The sequence below is a fragment of the Novosphingobium sp. BL-S-32 genome (genome assembly GCF_056857055.1).
The window spans coordinates 123,175-138,350 of the sequence record NZ_CM166477.1 but is presented as its reverse complement, the minus strand read 5'-3'; the positions used below and the strand labels follow the sequence as shown (position 1 = coordinate 138,350).

At 60.9% G+C, this 15,176-nt stretch carries 17 protein-coding genes; 13 read left to right on the top strand and 4 right to left on the bottom strand.

Annotated features, from left to right (window positions below; genetic code table 11):
- Positions 1–13: 13 nt before the first annotated feature.
- A complete protein-coding gene (locus tag AC1VVK_RS17535; RefSeq protein WP_482906099.1) occupies positions 14–952 on the bottom strand; it encodes a Rieske 2Fe-2S domain-containing protein in 939 nt (312 codons plus the stop codon).
- Positions 953–1,020: 68 nt separating this feature from the next.
- Here AC1VVK_RS17535 and AC1VVK_RS17530 point away from each other — a divergent pair, with 68 nt between their 5' ends.
- On the top strand, positions 1,021–1,686 hold the full coding sequence (locus AC1VVK_RS17530) for a TetR/AcrR family transcriptional regulator (protein ID WP_482906098.1): 666 nt from the start codon (positions 1,021–1,023) through the stop codon (positions 1,684–1,686).
- A 25-nt stretch (positions 1,687–1,711) separates the two neighbouring features.
- On the opposite strand, the gene AC1VVK_RS17525 is transcribed toward AC1VVK_RS17530, so the two are convergent.
- The 3 genes from AC1VVK_RS17525 to AC1VVK_RS17515 all read right to left on the bottom strand — a co-directional run bounded on the left by AC1VVK_RS17525 (position 1,712) and on the right by AC1VVK_RS17515 (position 3,956).
- Positions 1,712–2,215 (bottom strand): ester cyclase, encoded by a 504-nt coding sequence (locus tag AC1VVK_RS17525; protein ID WP_133085070.1) that lies wholly within the window; start codon positions 2,213–2,215, stop codon positions 1,712–1,714.
- 42 nt (positions 2,216–2,257) lie between these two features.
- Positions 2,258–2,575 (bottom strand): 2Fe-2S iron-sulfur cluster-binding protein, encoded by a 318-nt coding sequence (locus AC1VVK_RS17520; protein ID WP_482906097.1) that lies wholly within the window; start codon positions 2,573–2,575, stop codon positions 2,258–2,260.
- A 91-nt stretch (positions 2,576–2,666) separates the two neighbouring features.
- The gene (locus AC1VVK_RS17515; RefSeq protein WP_482906096.1) at positions 2,667–3,956 is read right to left on the bottom strand and encodes a sulfotransferase family protein; all 1,290 of its coding nucleotides are present in this window, start codon (positions 3,954–3,956) and stop codon (positions 2,667–2,669) included.
- 148 nt (positions 3,957–4,104) lie between these two features.
- On the opposite strand from AC1VVK_RS17515, the gene AC1VVK_RS17510 reads away from it, so the two are divergent.
- The 12 genes from AC1VVK_RS17510 (at position 4,105) to AC1VVK_RS17455 (ending at position 15,125) form a co-directional block, all read left to right on the top strand.
- Entirely contained in the window at positions 4,105–4,974 is an 870-nt protein-coding gene (locus tag AC1VVK_RS17510) for a helix-turn-helix transcriptional regulator (RefSeq protein WP_482906095.1), read from the top strand.
- 119 nt (positions 4,975–5,093) lie between these two features.
- Entirely contained in the window at positions 5,094–5,879 is a 786-nt protein-coding gene (locus AC1VVK_RS17505) for an SDR family NAD(P)-dependent oxidoreductase (RefSeq protein ID WP_133085074.1), read from the top strand.
- A gap of 63 nt (positions 5,880–5,942) precedes the next feature.
- Positions 5,943–6,455: a VOC family protein gene (locus tag AC1VVK_RS17500; RefSeq protein ID WP_482906094.1), complete on the top strand. Its 513-nt coding sequence runs from the start codon at positions 5,943–5,945 to the stop codon at positions 6,453–6,455.
- A 4-nt stretch (positions 6,456–6,459) separates the two neighbouring features.
- Entirely contained in the window at positions 6,460–7,224 is a 765-nt protein-coding gene (locus tag AC1VVK_RS17495; protein WP_482906093.1) for a tyrosine-protein phosphatase, read from the top strand.
- Between the two features lie 110 nt (positions 7,225–7,334).
- A complete protein-coding gene (locus AC1VVK_RS17490) occupies positions 7,335–8,528 on the top strand; it encodes a DUF1214 domain-containing protein (protein ID WP_482906092.1) in 1,194 nt (397 codons plus the stop codon).
- A gap of 12 nt (positions 8,529–8,540) precedes the next feature.
- Positions 8,541–8,996, top strand: a complete 456-nt coding sequence (locus AC1VVK_RS17485; RefSeq protein ID WP_482906091.1) for a nuclear transport factor 2 family protein — start codon at positions 8,541–8,543, stop codon at positions 8,994–8,996.
- A gap of 61 nt (positions 8,997–9,057) precedes the next feature.
- Positions 9,058–10,140 carry a TIGR03857 family LLM class F420-dependent oxidoreductase gene (locus AC1VVK_RS17480; RefSeq protein ID WP_443478727.1) on the top strand — a complete coding sequence of 361 codons (1,083 nt, stop codon included), beginning with the start codon at positions 9,058–9,060 and terminating at the stop codon, positions 10,138–10,140.
- A 2-nt stretch (positions 10,141–10,142) separates the two neighbouring features.
- Positions 10,143–11,270: a phosphotransferase family protein gene (locus AC1VVK_RS17475; protein WP_133085080.1), complete on the top strand. Its 1,128-nt coding sequence runs from the start codon at positions 10,143–10,145 to the stop codon at positions 11,268–11,270.
- Between the two features lie 76 nt (positions 11,271–11,346).
- Positions 11,347–12,534 (top strand): sulfotransferase family protein, encoded by a 1,188-nt coding sequence (locus AC1VVK_RS17470; protein ID WP_482906090.1) that lies wholly within the window; start codon positions 11,347–11,349, stop codon positions 12,532–12,534.
- 22 nt (positions 12,535–12,556) lie between these two features.
- Entirely contained in the window at positions 12,557–13,333 is a 777-nt protein-coding gene (locus tag AC1VVK_RS17465) for an SDR family NAD(P)-dependent oxidoreductase (RefSeq protein ID WP_482906089.1), read from the top strand.
- Positions 13,330–14,595 (top strand): hypothetical protein, encoded by a 1,266-nt coding sequence (locus AC1VVK_RS17460; RefSeq protein ID WP_482906088.1) that lies wholly within the window; start codon positions 13,330–13,332, stop codon positions 14,593–14,595. Before AC1VVK_RS17465 ends, AC1VVK_RS17460 begins: the two co-directional genes overlap by 4 nt.
- On the top strand, positions 14,595–15,125 hold the full coding sequence (locus AC1VVK_RS17455) for a VOC family protein (protein WP_255490519.1): 531 nt from the start codon (positions 14,595–14,597) through the stop codon (positions 15,123–15,125). The genes AC1VVK_RS17460 and AC1VVK_RS17455 overlap by 1 nt, the downstream gene beginning before the upstream one ends.
- The last annotated feature ends 51 nt before the right edge of the window (positions 15,126–15,176 follow it).

The window sequence follows — 15,176 nt, the reverse complement described above, 5'->3', positions numbered from 1 at the left end:
TCTAGTTTCTCCTTCAGGCCGCTTCGGTCTTGTCGCGCACGAGCGGTGTCTGTTCGAGCATTGCGCTGCGCAGGTCCTCGCCGTGCAGTGAGACGGTGGGTTTCGTGGCACGCAGCCTGGATCCGTCTACCGATGACAGTACCGAAAGCGGATTGATTCCCCGCAGAATTGCGCCGTGCAGGCCGGGTTGGCGCACACCCAGTGCAGATCTCCAACGCACAGCCGTGACGCCCCGCGCCGAGGGAACGGGACACAGCATCGCTCGCATTAGCTCGTTGAATTGATCGTCCCGCAGGATGAGCGTGGTTTGACCGGTCTGCGGGTGCGTTCGTGTCAGCAACGTCAGCGGAAAGTCCGACACAAAGTGCGATGGCCAGTGCGGCGTGCTCCATTGACAATTGCGCTCCATCACCAGCATGCCATCTTCTTCATGAAGTTCAGACATGAGATAAGGCGTGAAGCGGACTCCCCTGATCTTGAGGATCAGGCTGGGATCGTCATAGAGCGCATTGAGATACTCCTGATGGCTGCAACTCACGTTTGCAGTGCCGCAGTAGTTATACTTGTCCTCGGCTATTAGTGGAACTTTCGCCTTCGGGTCCAGGCACACACGTACAAAGCCGCCTTGTTCGAACACGCCGAACGCGTTGGCCTTGTAGACCGGCGGAAATTTCTGCTGGTCCTTCATGTTCGGGATTTCCTTCAGGCGCCCGGTCTCGCCGTCATAGCTCCATCCGTGATAGCCGCACTGAATCCAGCCATTGTCGCGGATGCAGCCGAGCGAGAGAGGAGCCCTGCGGTGCGGGCAGCGATCCTCGAGCGCACGCGCAATGCCCTGGTTATCCCGCCACAGCACGAGCGGCTGATCGCCAATATCGACCGACAGGGGCTTCTGGGAGGTCACTTCCTCGGAACGGGCTACCGCCCACCAGAGATCATTCTCGAGACTCATAACGTCTATCCACTCTCCCTTTTGATTAAATTGACGCGTGACAATTTATAAGTCAATGACTTTTGAATATGCCCTTCCAGATGCTCGATAGACCTCAGCGCGCCCGCGGCCGTCCTGCCCAGAATGCCGACCTGGCGCTGGATGAGGACAAGCTTCTGGGCCTTGCGTTCGCCACATTTGCAGAGCGCGGATACGAGGCCACGACCTTGCGCGACCTCTCGAAGCGGCTGGGCGTCAGCCACAATCTCCTGAATGTACGTTTCGGACGAAAGGAGGATCTGTGGGTCCGTGCGGTCGATTGGCGGATGGCCCAGGCCTCTCCCTTCGTTGAAATTGCTTTCGACGAGCAGGCTGACGCCGAAGTGCGTCTGCGGCATCTGGTGGAGCGGTTCTGTCTGTGGGCGGCGAGAAACGGTGACATAGTCGCGCTTACCAACGTCGAAGGTTGCCGCTCGACCTGGCGACTGGATCACATCGTCGAGCACTTCGTGCGGCCATTCCAGCGAAGGCTGGACGATCTTCTCGATGCGGTTAGGCGCCAGCGGCCCGTCCACGGCCTTTCGACGGCTGCCCTGATGGCCCTGCTTGTGCAGGGCGTTGGATACTATTTCTGCGCGGTCCCGATGCAGCAACGACTGGGCGCCGGGCATGAGGTCGACGCGGACCACGCCGACCAGCAGGCAGCCCATTTGGCCACTTTTCTGCTGGCGGCCTTGCTCCCGCCTGTCGCGTGAACAACGCGGCGGGAGCAAGTGCAAATCACTTGTAGGGGTCGACGGGCTGCGGCACGTCGATCACACCGATGTCCTTGAGCATCGAGAGAACGTCCGAAATGCTGAAGATGCTGACGATCTTTTCGTCCTTGAACTTGACGATCGAGAACCAGTTCACCTGGAACTCGTTGCCGGTCGGTTGCACGCCCATGTACGGGCCGCCTACGTGCTTGCAGTAGTGGGTCGCATAGATCCAGATCTCGTCGTCGCCCTTGCCTACCGCGTCGATGGTCTTGTAGGCGGCGGGGAAGAAGGTCTTGTACAGCGCAACCGGCGAGGTCTTCCACTGATCGTAAGTGCCAAGATCCGGCCGGTTGGGGTTTCCATACCGAAAGTCGGAATGGAAAAAGCGGTCCATGCCATCGAAGTCACCCGCGTTCAGGGTTTCCTGAAGGTCGGTCCAGTGCTTGACCATCTTCTTCTGGGCATCGGTGAGCAACGGGGAAGCGGACACGTCCAGTTGTTCGCGAATTGATTCTTTCCAGGCCACGTTTGTCCTCTCTCTCTTTCTCTGTTCAGTCTATTGGTATTATCAATCCTCGGGCGCGATAGTCACGGTAAGACCGGACAACGCATCCGTCATCATCAGCTGACACGACAGTCGTGACCTGTCGCCGCGGTGAGGCGACCCATCCAGCAAGTCGCTTTCATCCTCCGTCACCGGAGGCAGCGTCGTTGCAAACGAGGGATCGACGTAGACATGGCATGTCGCACAGGAGCAGCAGCCGCCGCAAAGAGCCAGAAGTTCGTCGAGGCCGGAATCGCGAATGGCTTCCATTACCGATGCATTCGCGGAAGCCGCGATCGTTTGCTGCGAGCCGTCACGGGTAATGACATTCAATTCAGGCATGGCATTCCTCTGCTGGAGTCTGGTCGATGCATGGCTGTTAGCGAGCGCGCCTCGGCTCACGACCTGCCGAAAGACAGGTCGCGGAAGGAAGTTACGTCACTTCAACCTCGACATCGAAGCGGTCGAAATAGAACCCGAACGGCCGGCGCAGCTCTTCCGCTGTGACAAGGAAATCTCGTTCCAGGTCGTAGACGATCTTTCCTTTCGATTGTTCGCCGTGCTCGGCGAGATAGCGATGGAGTTCAGCCAACGCTTCGTCCGTCAGCTCAACGCCTGCGATGCGATAAATCTCTCTCAGTATCCGGTCCGGGGCTTGCGTCCATTCATCGAAATAGACATCGATTGTCTGGTCCGCTGGCAGGACATCGCGGTCCCTGACGCAGGCACGCAGCAACCTCTGATACCGATCGGGCCAGTAGCCGAGCGGTTCCGCGATATCGACGGTCTTGCGCAGCATCCGGGCAGCGTAAGTGTACATCGTAAGCTGCGAGCGGATTGAGCCGACGGGATCGCGATGGGTCAGCACGAAAGTCGCATCCGGGAATGTCTTGTAGAGGGCCGGTAGCTGTTCCATGTGCTGCGGGCACTTGATGACCCACCGATTAGGGCCGTTAAGAAACGTCAGGATTTGCATGCATTTGCGCAAATAGGCGTAAGTTCCGGACTGATCGTGGCTGAGATAATAGTCCCGCCAGCGCGGCACGAGGGCAAGCCATTCTATGAGATAGGAGGAGAAATCGACTGCCTGCAGCTCGATGTCCTCGCTGATGTGGTCGGGCGAGAATTCGTGCATGATCGCCATGTAGGGCAGTATCGATTCCATTATGCGCCAACCTTGTTCGGCCTTTGTCCAGCGCGGGTTGGAATCTTGGGGTGTGGGCGTTTCATCGGGCGCTGCTACCGGCGCGATTGCCTCCCACCAAGGCAGGGAACGGAACCGGCGGTCTGCCGCAAGCAGCCCCAGCAAGTGCGTCGTACCGGACCTTGGAAGGCCGGCAACAATGATCGGCCTCTCGATCGGTATTTCGAGAATCTCGGGGTGTCGCTTCACGATATCCTCGACGCGCAGACGTGTTGCTGCATAGCGGATCATCATCTGGAACAGATTTGCCCGTGTCACGGCAGAGGCGTTTTCGTCCTCGTCGATGGACTGACACCAGACCGCCAGACGTTCCTGAAAGTCCTGGGCGCCGAAATCCGAAAGGCCCGTCTGCGCCATGGCGGCTGCCAGAATGACCTGCGGCTCGAACACAATATGCGCAGCGGCAGCTTCGGCGCCGGCGAGCACCTGCTTCTGGATTTCGTCGAGCACGGGGTGATGAAGGTCGGTGATATCTATAACGTTGGGGTGCGTTGCCCCCTTCTGAGCGGAATCGACCATGTCACTCTCCCTTGGCCTTTACCGCATTTAAGGAGATGGACCCTGTCCTAGGCAAGGTGATCGGGCATCGCAGCTCTGCCAAATCCTGCTTCATAACGCCAGTCGCCGTGCGCGGCGGATTTCGGGAAAGGGCGCCTGGGAGAGTTTGATGGACACTGTTTCACAAATCTACGACCTGCCAGCCACTCCGGAGATGGAGTGCAGGGTCGAAGGGCGCATCGAACTTCCTGGCGTGGTGATGGAACTCCATCGCTACCGTTTTTTCGGGCGGCAGGAAGGCATCTTCACTTCGCATCGCGGGTTTCTGGATCTTGCCTTGTCGCCGCGGCCAGGCCGTCCGCGTGGCGGCTTTGAAAGCGGCGGGGAGGGAGCGCTGGGCGAAATTATCTTCGTTCCAGAGGGAAGCAGGTTGCATACGCGCTGGGGTGACGGTGAGCAGAAATCCATCTGTTGCGGATTTGACGGAGCCGGTTTCGATCTCGCGGACGCGCGCCGTCCAACCGCCGATTTGGGTTTGGCATTGCTCGACGTTCGCAGCGCGGCGGTGCGCGCAGCTCTGAGGCGTATTGCGGGCGAAATTGCACAGCCCGGGTTTTGCAGCGAATTGCTGGTGCAGGCAATGTGGCTCGAGGCGGCTATAGAGTTGCAGCGGTATTTGCGGCTGAATACGGGGGATCGAAGCGCGCGCAGCGCACTCTCGCGCCGTCAAATGGAGCGAATTAACGAGCGGATCGAAATGCCTGGAAAGCCGCCCTCAATTGCCGAAATGGCAAAAGAGTGCGGTCTTTCCACGCGTCATTTCTTCCGATCGTTCCGAGCTGCCACCGGCGAAACGCTCACCAGCTACGTCACCGAGCGCAAAATCTTCAGAGCCAAGGAGAGGCTCAGCCAGACCGAGATGGCTATCAAGGTCATCGCGTGGGAATGCGGTTTCGATAGTCCCGCGGCGTTCTCCGCCGCATTTCGCAAGGCGACCGGAGTGACCCCGCGGCAGTTCCGGGATGCCCTGATGCACTAAGGCCGTTTGGCGATGGCTTTGGCAGGGCCGCGAAAGTTCCGATTGTTGATGTGAAGACCGCAACGGGCAATCTTTCGCCGAGCGGGCCAGACTTCAAAGCGGTCACTGGGAGATAGAGCGTGCCGGAGAACCTGTTCGACCTCAGCGGCAAAGTGGCACTGGTCACAGGGGCAAATTCCGGGCTTGGCTTCGGCTTCGCGCGGGGGCTTGCCCGTGCAGGCAGCGACATCGTGATCTGGGGACGCCGGCGGGAGAAGAACGAGGAGGCGGCTGCGGCCCTGCGCGCCTATGGAGTCCGGGTCTTTGCTGACAGTGTGGATGTGGCCAGTGAGCCGGCCATCGTCGCCGGGTTCTCACGCGCGCTCGAAGCGATGGGACGGATCGACACGCTTGTTGCCAACGCAGGCATCGCAAGCCAGGTGCCGTTCACCGAAATGGACGTCACACGGTATCGCCAGCTGATCGACGTCAATCTCGACGGTGCGGTCTTCACGCTGCGCGAAGGTGCACGCCACATGAAGGCCCGCGCCGAGGCTGGCGATCCGGGGGGCTCCCTGATCATCTGCGGCAGCGGCTCGATCTTCCAGGGTGTGCCGACTATGGCGCATTACGGTATCGCCAAAGGGGCGCTCAATGCGCTTGCCAAGGCGCTGGCAGCGGAGCTCGGCCACTTCGGTGTGCGCTGCAATGTCATAGCGCCCGGCTTCATCGAGACGGAAATGACGTTCGCGGACCCGGAGATCGGCCGAAAGATCGCCGATATCGTCGCATCGAAAGCGCCGCTGGGAAGGGCAGGAACCCCGGCCGACCTGGAAGGCGCTGTGGTCTATCTGGCGAGCGACATGGCAGCATACCACACCGGTGACACGCTCGTCGTCGATGGCGGGAAGATGTCGGCCAACTGACCGGACGGCAGGTGCGAGAGGGTATTTCGCCGCCAGTCTGGAGCCTAACATCAGGAGGATTGCATGTTCGCCCGGCCAAACAGCCTGCACAGTCAGGTCGCCTACGTCACCAATGACCTGCCCGCTGCCATGGCGAGGCTCAAGCAGGAATACGGTACGCCCGGCTTCTTCGAGATGTGCAACATCCAGCCAGGGGAAGATCCCACAGGCAAGCCGGTGCTCAAGATCGCCATTGCGGTCGTGGGGGGCGTCGAAATCGAACTGATCGAGCCGGTGGGCGACACTGCGCCGCTGTTCAAGGATTTCCTGCCGCAAGGGGATGAGCTTGCTATCCGCTTCCATCATATCGCGACCCGGATCGGCGGGCCGATGGCGAATTGGGAAGCGCATCTGGGCTCGATCGATCAGGATCGCCACCCGGTGGTGTTCGAAGGCGCGGTCGGAGACATGCTGCGCTATGTCTATACCGACGAGCGCCCAACGCTCGGGCATTTCGTTGAACATGTCTGGATGTCTCCAGAATTGCTTGCACAAATGCGAACGCTGATCCCGAGCTTCCCCCCGGTGGAGGGCTGAGACGATGACCCTCGCGCTATCCCGCCTGAACTTTCGCGATATCGGCGGAACGCCTACCTTAGACGGCCGAAGGGTTCGGCACGGCATTCTTTTTCGGTCCGAGGGGCCGGCCAGTTTCGTGGAAGATCACCGCGAAGAACTGGTGAGGCTTGGTTTTCGCAGCGTTGCGGATCTGCGCTCGGACATTGAACGTCAATCGGCACCCCACGATTGGTGCGGACCGGATTGCAGGCTTCTCAATCTCGACATGAATACCGACCTGCGCGCGCAAGGGGAGGATATGTGGGCATCGCTCGGGCAGGAGCCGAGTGCCTCGCGCGCGTCGGAAGTCATGGCGCATAACTATGGCCTGATGCCCCAGGCTTTCCGGCGCCATTTGCCGACAATGGTTGAGGCGCTTCTTTCCCGCGAAACACCGATGCTGGTTCATTGCACGGCCGGCAAGGACCGGACCGGGGTCGTCGTGGGACTACTCCTGGAACTGCTGGGCGTTCCGCGGGCGGTGATTGCCGAAGATTACCGCAAGTCCGATGTTTTCGGGGAAAATCTGCGCATGTCGGATCATCTCAAGCGTGACCTTGAAAAGACGTTCGGCTTCGTGCCGCCCGACGAAATGGTCGCAGTGCTGATCGGCGTTCAGGACAGCTTCCTCGCGCGCGCCTTTGACGAGATGGAGAGCCGGTGGGGCGGCGTCGACGGTTATTTTGCCGCTGCCGGAATCGATGAGGAACAGCGCGCGGCGCTGCGCACGCTTCTCGTCACCGACTAGGCGCAAGGTTTGTGCGGGCATGACGACAATCGCGGCCTTGACGACGATGCCGGGAAGCGGAGCGCACCCAAGGTGCAGCATGGATCGGTCGCAGAAAGGTGGAGAGCGATATGAGCGATAACGGCGTATTCGAATGGGAAGACCTTCTCGACCAGCTTCGTCCGCTGGGTCAGCAGATGCGCGATCGCATTCCCGAGCGTCTCCGCAGCGATCCGCATGTCATGCAGGAATCGATGCGGCTCTTGCTCTCCGGAGTGCTCAGGACCGCGAACGATGCGATCATGCACGATCGTAGTCATCCGATCTTCGTCCCCGAACTCAATATCTGCCAGAACATCTTCCAGCCCAACGCAGACACCATTTACAAGGCGGCGCTGATCGAGAAGGGCGGCACTTACCGCATTCGCGGCGATCGCGGCACCACGCGAATGATGATCCTGGCCCAGCTCGGTCCCGACACGCTCCGCACGGGGAAGCATCATCCCGCCCAGGATGCGAATGATTTCGATGACCTGCGGATTGCGCCTGACGGCAGTTTCGACGTTATCCTCTCGCCGCGGCGTCCCGCCGATTATGACGGCGACTGGTGGGAGCTCAAGCCCGAGGCGGAAAAGTTGATGGTGAGGATCGTGGCCTGCGACTGGGGTTGTGAGCGCGAGCCTCGCTTCGGCATCGTCCGCCTGGATGCCGAACATGCCGCCAAGGGAAGACCAAGCCTCGCCCAGCTCGCGCACCGGTTCGGGGAGATTCCCATGACGGCGGCGGTATGTGCGATGGCATTTCCCGACAAGGTCCAGAAACTGCGGGACGAAGGGCTGATCAACACTCTGAAAGTGGCTGATTTCTCGCAGATGACGGGTCTTGCTCGGCAGTCGTACTATGAAGGCGCCTACGAACTCGCGGAGGACGAGGCCCTCATAACAGAAGTGCGGATCCCGAAGGAGGTCGGGTACTGGTCTTTGATCCTGACCAACGAGCTCTACGAAACGACTGACTGGTATCACAATCAGTCCAGCCTCAATGCTGCGCAGGCCGTGGTCGACGTCGACGGCGTATTTCGGGCTGTTATTTCCGCGCGCGACCCGGGCGTGCACAACTGGCTCGATACCTCGGGCTATTCCAGCGGCGCGGTGCAGGGACGGTGGTTCAACACTGACGAGCGTCCAACCCCCAGCATGAAGAAAGTGAAATTGAACGAGGTCCGCCAGTATTTGCCGGCAGGCACCGTTTTGGTGGCACCGCACGAACGCGCCGAGGCAATCCGCGAGCGGGCGCTGCGAGCGCATACCCGCATCATCTGGTGAAGGACGGATGCGATGAACGATGCACTCTCGATGCTGCTTGATTACGAGGCGATCCGCAACGTCAAGGCGCGCTACTGCCGCATGCTCGATACCAAGGACTGGGAGGGGTTCATCGACCTTTTCACCAGCGACGCGGTGTTGGACGTACAGGAGGATACCGGACACGCGCCGGTCACCGGCCATGAGGCGATACTCGACCAGGTGCGGTTTGCAGTGGCGGATGCCCGGTCGGCCCATCAGGTTCATTCCTCGGAGATCGATCTCAAAGGGGATGAGGCGAACGTCGTGACTGCTATGCAGGACCGCGTTATCTGGGCGCCGGGCAAGAGCCCAATACCCGGTGCGCAATCCATCACCGGATTTGGTCATTACACGGAGCGTTACGTCCGCCAGGCCGGGACATGGAGGATCGCCTCGCTCAAGCTGACGCGTCTTTATGTCGAGGTTCATCCCGAGCCTGTCTTTTGACAGGTTGCAATCGAAGTCGCGGCCGCAAACCTGCGGCGCATAACGAACTGAGAGGATTTCAATGACGCTGGCGGTGGAACCGGGAGCACAGGCGCTTTTCGACAGGTTCGGCACGTATATTCTGCCGGGGCGTGTCAACGACCCGCGGCGCGGCATCGAAGAAGCTCGGGAAGCGGAGCGGATCGGCCTGGGGTGCGTGTGGATCTCCGAACGCTATGCGCTCAAGGAACCGGCTGTGCTCGCGGGCGCTGTGGCTGAGGCCACATCGAAGATCCGCATAACGGGAACCATGTATGCGACGATGCGCCATCCGCTGGTGACTGCAAGCGTTGCGGACATGATGCAGGCGATGAGCGGGGAACGGTTCCGCCTCATGTTCGCCCGCGCGGTACCGGCCTATATGAAGATGCTCGGATCCCCGCCCATCACGATGGAGCGGCTTGCCGATCTGATCACGATCTGTCGCCGGCTCTGGGCCGGTGAAAAGGTCGATTACGACGGCATACTCGGCAAGTTTCCGGCCATCAACCTGACCGATCGCCACGGAGGAACGCCCCCGCCGATCATTTTCACGGCGATCGGGCCAAAAAGCCTCGAATTTGCAGGCGAGCACTGCGACGGCGTGCTGCTTCACCCCTTCGTTTCGGCGCAGGGCGTGAAGAACAGCGCCAGAATCGTCCGTGAGGCCGCGGAAAAGGCAGGGCGCGACCCGATGTCAGTGCGCATCTACCATAATATCATTGTCGCTCCCGATCTGCCCAAGGACGAGGAAGAGGCCGTCGTCGGCGGGCGCGCGATCACCTATTTCGAACTCCCCGGTTTTGGCGACCTGATCGTCGACATCAACGGCTGGGACAAGAAGGTGCTCGACGACATCCGTGCCCACCCCAAGATTGCAGGGCTCAACGGAAAGCCCGCCGACCAGGCCTATACGCGTCAGGAACTCGTCGATGTAAGCCGTCTCATACCCCAGCAGTGGCTGGACGAGGGGGCTGCAGTGGGAACGGCAGCGCAGTGCGCCGATCAGCTGATGTCCTTCCTTGATGCAGGCGCCGACGAAATCCTACTGCACGGCTCCTCCCCCAAGGACATGGGTCCTCTCACGAGCGAACTGAAGCGCGCATTGGCTGCAAAGGGACTGTGATCATGGACGTGCTGACCCCCGATCGCATTACCGTCCAGTTGCAGGATTGGCTGGCCGGGCAGAAACCGCAATGGCGCCAGATCCATGTTCGCCCCCTCGACGTGACATTGGGGGCGGGCTTCTCTGCCGACATCTTCTTCGTGGAGGTCGACTATGTCGACGAGGCAGGCCCCCAGGCGCAGACACTTGTGGTGCGCCGCCAGCCGATGGACCTGGAAGTCGTCTTCGGCAGCAGTCTGGCCCTTCAGGGGAAAATGATGGCCGCGCTCGATGCGCGCGGAGATCTCCCCGTTCCGCCATGGATCGGGATGCACCTCGATCCCGAGATTCTCGGCCTGCCTTTCCTCGTGATGGGCAAAGTGGCGGGTGAATGCGCCAAGCAGACCCCGAACTACAATCTTGAAGGCTGGCTGGTCGACATGGCGCCGGAGCAGCGGCGCGCGGCCTTTACCAATGCCATATCGGCGTTTGCCAGCCTGGCGAGTATTGACTGGCGCGACGGGTTCGAATTCCTCGCACAACCCGAAAACGGTGAGCCGGGCCTCGATCAATACGTCGGTGCATTGGAAGCGTGGCACAAGGCCGCAGGACGCGGGCGGGCAATGCCCATTGTCGATACGGCGATGGCTTATGTGCGCGCCAACATGCCGCAAGATGCGGCCGTCAACGTACTGTGGGGCGATCCCACACCGTCCAACGTCATGTTCGCGCCCGATGGCCGCGTCAACGCGCTGATCGACTGGGAACTGGCGGCGTTGGGACCGGCCGAGCTCGACCTTGCATGGTGGCTTTACTTCGACGACCTGTTCGGTCGCCGGTTCGGCATTACCCGGCTTGAAGGGCTGCCCAGCAAGCAAGAAACGATCGCGATCTGGGAGGAGACCACCCGGCAGACGGCGAGAAACCTTGAATACTACGATATCGTCGTCGCACTGCGCATGGCGCTGGTGGCGATCGGCGCGTTCGACCGCCAGGTTGGTATCGGCAATATCCCTGAGACCAACAAGTCGCTGAACGACAACTTCATGACGCTCTACCTCGCGGAACGTCTGGGTTTGCCAATCCCGGAATTGGGTCCGGATTTCGTTGCTTTCATGAAGAACCTGACACCGGTCGAAGACAAGGCCTGAGCGACCGGATTCCATACCGGATCGCGGCACCTGGGAGAAGTACGGCAATGGCGCAGCACCGTGAAAAGCGGCCTGCATGAACGCGGGCTCTTGTGAAGCGGCGGTTTTGGAACCGCAAACCCTGATCGCGCGCGCGCGCGATCTCACGGGCCTTACGGATTTCGGAAACGACCTTTCGTTCATGGCCGGCTTTCACCGTCTGGTCGAGGCGGTGGAGACGATGGATCCGCCGCCGCAACTGCGCCAGACAGCAAGTGAGAAGATTGTCGGCCTGCTGGCGACCCGGCTGCGCTACATCGAGGATGAGAAACGCCATCCGGAGATTACGCAGCAGGATCTCGGCGACCCTCTCATAGTCTGCGGTCTGCCGCGCACAGGGACAACGATCACCTACGATCTGCTCTGTCTCGATCCGTCCGCGAGGGCGCCGCGCGAGTGGGAATGGTATATTCCCTGGCCCGCTCCTGAAGAAGCAAATTTCGAGAGTGATCCGCGCATCGGCCAGGTCCAGGCGATCTACGAGAATTGGCTGAAGCATGCCCCGCAGCTAGCCGACATCCAACGCATGGATTGTACCCAGCCCGGCGAATGCAATCATGGGATGATGCTGCATTTCGCCAGCACCAATTTTCCGGCCGAGCTCGGTGTTCCCGATTTTGCGCGCTGGCTGCAGGAAACCGTGCCCGAGGGACAATATCGCACGCACCGGAGAATGCTGCAGCAATTCCAGTGGAAAGGCCCGAAGGGACGGTGGACGCTGAAGTCGCCACAGCATCTGATGGACCTGCCTGGCCTGCTGCAGGCCTATCCCGGTGCAATGCTGGTCTGGACCCACCGCGATCCGGTTCTCACCTTCTCCTCGCTCTCGAGCATGATTGCAGGTTTCCTTGCTGCTGTGGGCGGCGCGAACGACCTGGCGGCGATCGGGCGATCGGTCGTCGACACCTGGTGTGCGGCGATGGCGCGCGCGACCGAAGCGCGGTCGGGCGATCCGGCGTTGGAAGGGCGCATCCTTGACCTTGCTCACCGCGATGTCGTCAGCGATCCAATGGCTGCAATCGAACGCATCTACAGCCGGTTCGATCTGCCATTTTCGGTGCGGCACCGCGATCGCATCGCCCGCTTTCTTGCCGAAAATCCCGCTGCGAACCGCTTGGGGAGGCATCGGCACAGTCCGGAGCAGTTCGGGATTGATCCGGCCGAGGTACACGCGCGCCTTGCCGGATACTACGCGCGTTACGGCCATCTTTTCGACCATTCATAGGCCTGACCAGGGGAACGAGACCATGGGCATTCTCGACCGTTTCCGCCTTGACGGGCGCACTGCAATCCTGACGGGCGTTGGTCCGGGAGTGGGGGAACATGTTGCACGGGCTTACGCCGAACTGGGGGCGAATGTGGTGATCTCCGCCCGTTCGGGGGATCGTCTCGAACGGCTGGCAGGAGAGATAAATGCGGCCGGCGGCGGCCGCGCCGCCGCCATTGTCGCGGACGCCGGGAAAAGGAGCGATCTTGAGCGTCTCGTGGCATGCGGACGCGATGCCTTCGGTCCGATCCACATCATCTTCAACAATGCTGCAGCCGGGGTCGTATATGCCGCCGATGGCGGTCTTTGGGCGAACACCGACGAAGTGTGGCGCACCGCATTCGACGTCAACGTCATGGCGACCTGGTGGCTGGCCGAACTGACCGAAGCCGACATGAAGGCACATGGGAAGGGCAGTATCATCTCGGTGCAAAGCTGCGGCGGTTTCACGCCCATCCCGCCGGCTGTCGCCTATGGAGTATCGAAAGCAGCGCTCCACTTTCTGGTGAGGGAACTTGCCAAGTCGCAGGCCCCGCACACGCGCGTGAACTGTCTGTGCGTCGGTTCCATGAGCCCCGATGGGCAGGAAGCGGAAATCCACAAGGGTCTGGGGCTGGCAGAGCGGAACGCCATCAAGCGCTTCGGTGCCGCGGACGAAGCTGTCGGGGCGGCCATCCTGCTTGCTAGCGATGCCTCCAGCTACACTACGGGAAGCACGATCTTCGCTGAAGGCGGCAGGGTGGGGACGATATCATGACGGTCAATCCGCTATGGACGGAAGATCAGGCTTCAGCCGAGCGGCTGGCTCTGCGCCTCATCGAACGGCCTGACGTTCGCGCTGCGCGCGAAAGCGCACGGCAGATTCTGCTTGGCGATCCGCTATCAAAGACGCTCGATGGACGAATTGGCCTCGATCGTGCGCTGGATCAATGGGTCCTCGGCCTTGCTATGCGGGAAGCCAACGGCGATCCCGCCGATCCCAAGGTCGTGTGGAATATCAGCAATGCGCCTCGGGATTGGTTCGGTCACATATTTCCCGGCGCCGCCGTCGCGATCGATAATCCGGATAATATCAATCGCGAGATTCCGATCGACGGCGATGGCGGGTACGCGGTTCAAATCCGCTTCTCCGCCGATCCGCCCCAATTCAGCATCGTTGCGGAGGTCGAGCCCGAACACCATGCCGGCCTCGGTCGAAATCTCGGTGCGCTCACTCTTCAAGACCTGTTGCCGCTCTGCGATTCAAGTCGGCGCGTGACGGTCACGGTGGGCCCTGGGGACGGCGGGCCGGCCCATCTGAAAACCGAGAGTGGTGCGCGCATCCAGATCTACACGCGCGACAGCCAATGCCGCTGGGAACAGGTACCCGCCGAAGTCAGGGTCAGTCGTCTCGACCAATTGCATGCATCGATGCCACGGAGAGAGGAGGATATCGCCCGCGCCATCATTGCCGACATGCCAGCCTGGGTGACATTCTGGTCGCGCTTCAAGGACGACTTTCTCGGGTATCCGCAGCCCAATCGGCTAGTCGGACCTCAGGGGCGGGATGGTGGCTGGGGTTATCTTGCAGGAGGTCGTTTCGCGCTCCGGGACGGCGAGGGGCTGCTCATCACCATTGATCCGGCAGGAAGCCGTTACACGGGTATCCAGGTTGCCGACCCCTGGACAATATCGCCCGATCCAATGCTGCGCACGGTAAGTCTTGCTGGCTCACAGGTTGCGCCCTCCGCCGACGGCACGATCACTTATGTCCTCGCCGGCGTGGATGCCGGTATCGCCAACTGGATCGACACCGCAGGGCTTGGGGAAGGCTGGGTATTGCTGCGCTGGCAAGGCGTGCCGGAGGGAAGCGATCCTGCGGCATTCATCCGCGACGTGCGCGTCGTCGATCTTGCGACGCTTGGGGATGGTGAAGGACGGCTGCCGCCCTCGGATAGCGCGCTGCGGCGCAGGCAATTGGTTGACCGGGCCCGCAGTCACGGGCTGCGGACCGCCGCAGCGAAGTGGAGTAAGGGCTGATGCAACCCAATGGCTCGATTCTCGAACTATGCCAGGTCGTACGCGACATGGACCGTGCGCTCGACCACTGGACGAGGGTCATCAAGGCAGGACCTTTTTTTGTCTTCGACGTGCCGGTGTTACCGGGCCAGATCTATCGAGGCGAGCCAACGCAAGTTGCACTGAAGGTCGCCTTCGGATTTTCCGGCGGCCTGCTGATCGAACTTCTTCAGCAGACGAACGAGAGACCATCCGTCTTCACCGAGATGCTGGATCGCAGCGGAGAGGGCTACCATCACGTCATGCTGCGGATTCCCTACGAGGAGGGCGTTCAGCGGCTCTCGGCCGAAGGTCATGAAATCGCTTTCAGCGGCACGATGCCTTCGGGTGAGCGCTTTGCATTGTTCGATACCCTGGCCGCCAACGGGGGGTTCATCGAATTGATGGAACTGTCGGGAGCCATGGAAGCATCGCTTCAGAGGATGCATGCAGCCCATCTCGAATGGGACGGCATCAGCCGGCCCATTCGCGCCATCGCCGATCTTGCGTGAACCTGCTGGCAAGAGCCTCGGCCCGTTCGCCTCAAACAGTCATGGCTCGCG

What these genes read in the sequence shown, in the direction of transcription:
- AC1VVK_RS17535 (WP_482906099.1), bottom strand. Translation starts at nt 952, where the DNA reads ATGAGTCTCGAGAATGATCTCTGGTGGGCGGTAGCCCGTTCCGAGGAA.
- AC1VVK_RS17530 (WP_482906098.1), top strand. Translation starts at nt 1,021, where the DNA reads ATGCCCTTCCAGATGCTCGATAGACCTCAGCGCGCCCGCGGCCGTCCT.
- AC1VVK_RS17520 (WP_482906097.1), bottom strand. Translation starts at nt 2,575, where the DNA reads ATGCCTGAATTGAATGTCATTACCCGTGACGGCTCGCAGCAAACGATC.
- AC1VVK_RS17515 (WP_482906096.1), bottom strand. Translation starts at nt 3,956, where the DNA reads ATGGTCGATTCCGCTCAGAAGGGGGCAACGCACCCCAACGTTATAGAT.
- AC1VVK_RS17510 (WP_482906095.1), top strand. Translation starts at nt 4,105, where the DNA reads ATGGACACTGTTTCACAAATCTACGACCTGCCAGCCACTCCGGAGATG.
- AC1VVK_RS17500 (WP_482906094.1), top strand. Translation starts at nt 5,943, where the DNA reads ATGTTCGCCCGGCCAAACAGCCTGCACAGTCAGGTCGCCTACGTCACC.
- AC1VVK_RS17495 (WP_482906093.1), top strand. Translation starts at nt 6,460, where the DNA reads ATGACCCTCGCGCTATCCCGCCTGAACTTTCGCGATATCGGCGGAACG.
- AC1VVK_RS17490 (WP_482906092.1), top strand. Translation starts at nt 7,335, where the DNA reads ATGAGCGATAACGGCGTATTCGAATGGGAAGACCTTCTCGACCAGCTT.
- AC1VVK_RS17485 (WP_482906091.1), top strand. Translation starts at nt 8,541, where the DNA reads ATGAACGATGCACTCTCGATGCTGCTTGATTACGAGGCGATCCGCAAC.
- AC1VVK_RS17480 (WP_443478727.1), top strand. Translation starts at nt 9,058, where the DNA reads ATGACGCTGGCGGTGGAACCGGGAGCACAGGCGCTTTTCGACAGGTTC.
- AC1VVK_RS17475 (WP_133085080.1), top strand. Translation starts at nt 10,143, where the DNA reads ATGGACGTGCTGACCCCCGATCGCATTACCGTCCAGTTGCAGGATTGG.
- AC1VVK_RS17470 (WP_482906090.1), top strand. Translation starts at nt 11,347, where the DNA reads ATGAACGCGGGCTCTTGTGAAGCGGCGGTTTTGGAACCGCAAACCCTG.
- AC1VVK_RS17465 (WP_482906089.1), top strand. Translation starts at nt 12,557, where the DNA reads ATGGGCATTCTCGACCGTTTCCGCCTTGACGGGCGCACTGCAATCCTG.
- AC1VVK_RS17460 (WP_482906088.1), top strand. Translation starts at nt 13,330, where the DNA reads ATGACGGTCAATCCGCTATGGACGGAAGATCAGGCTTCAGCCGAGCGG.
- AC1VVK_RS17455 (WP_255490519.1), top strand. Translation starts at nt 14,595, where the DNA reads ATGCAACCCAATGGCTCGATTCTCGAACTATGCCAGGTCGTACGCGAC.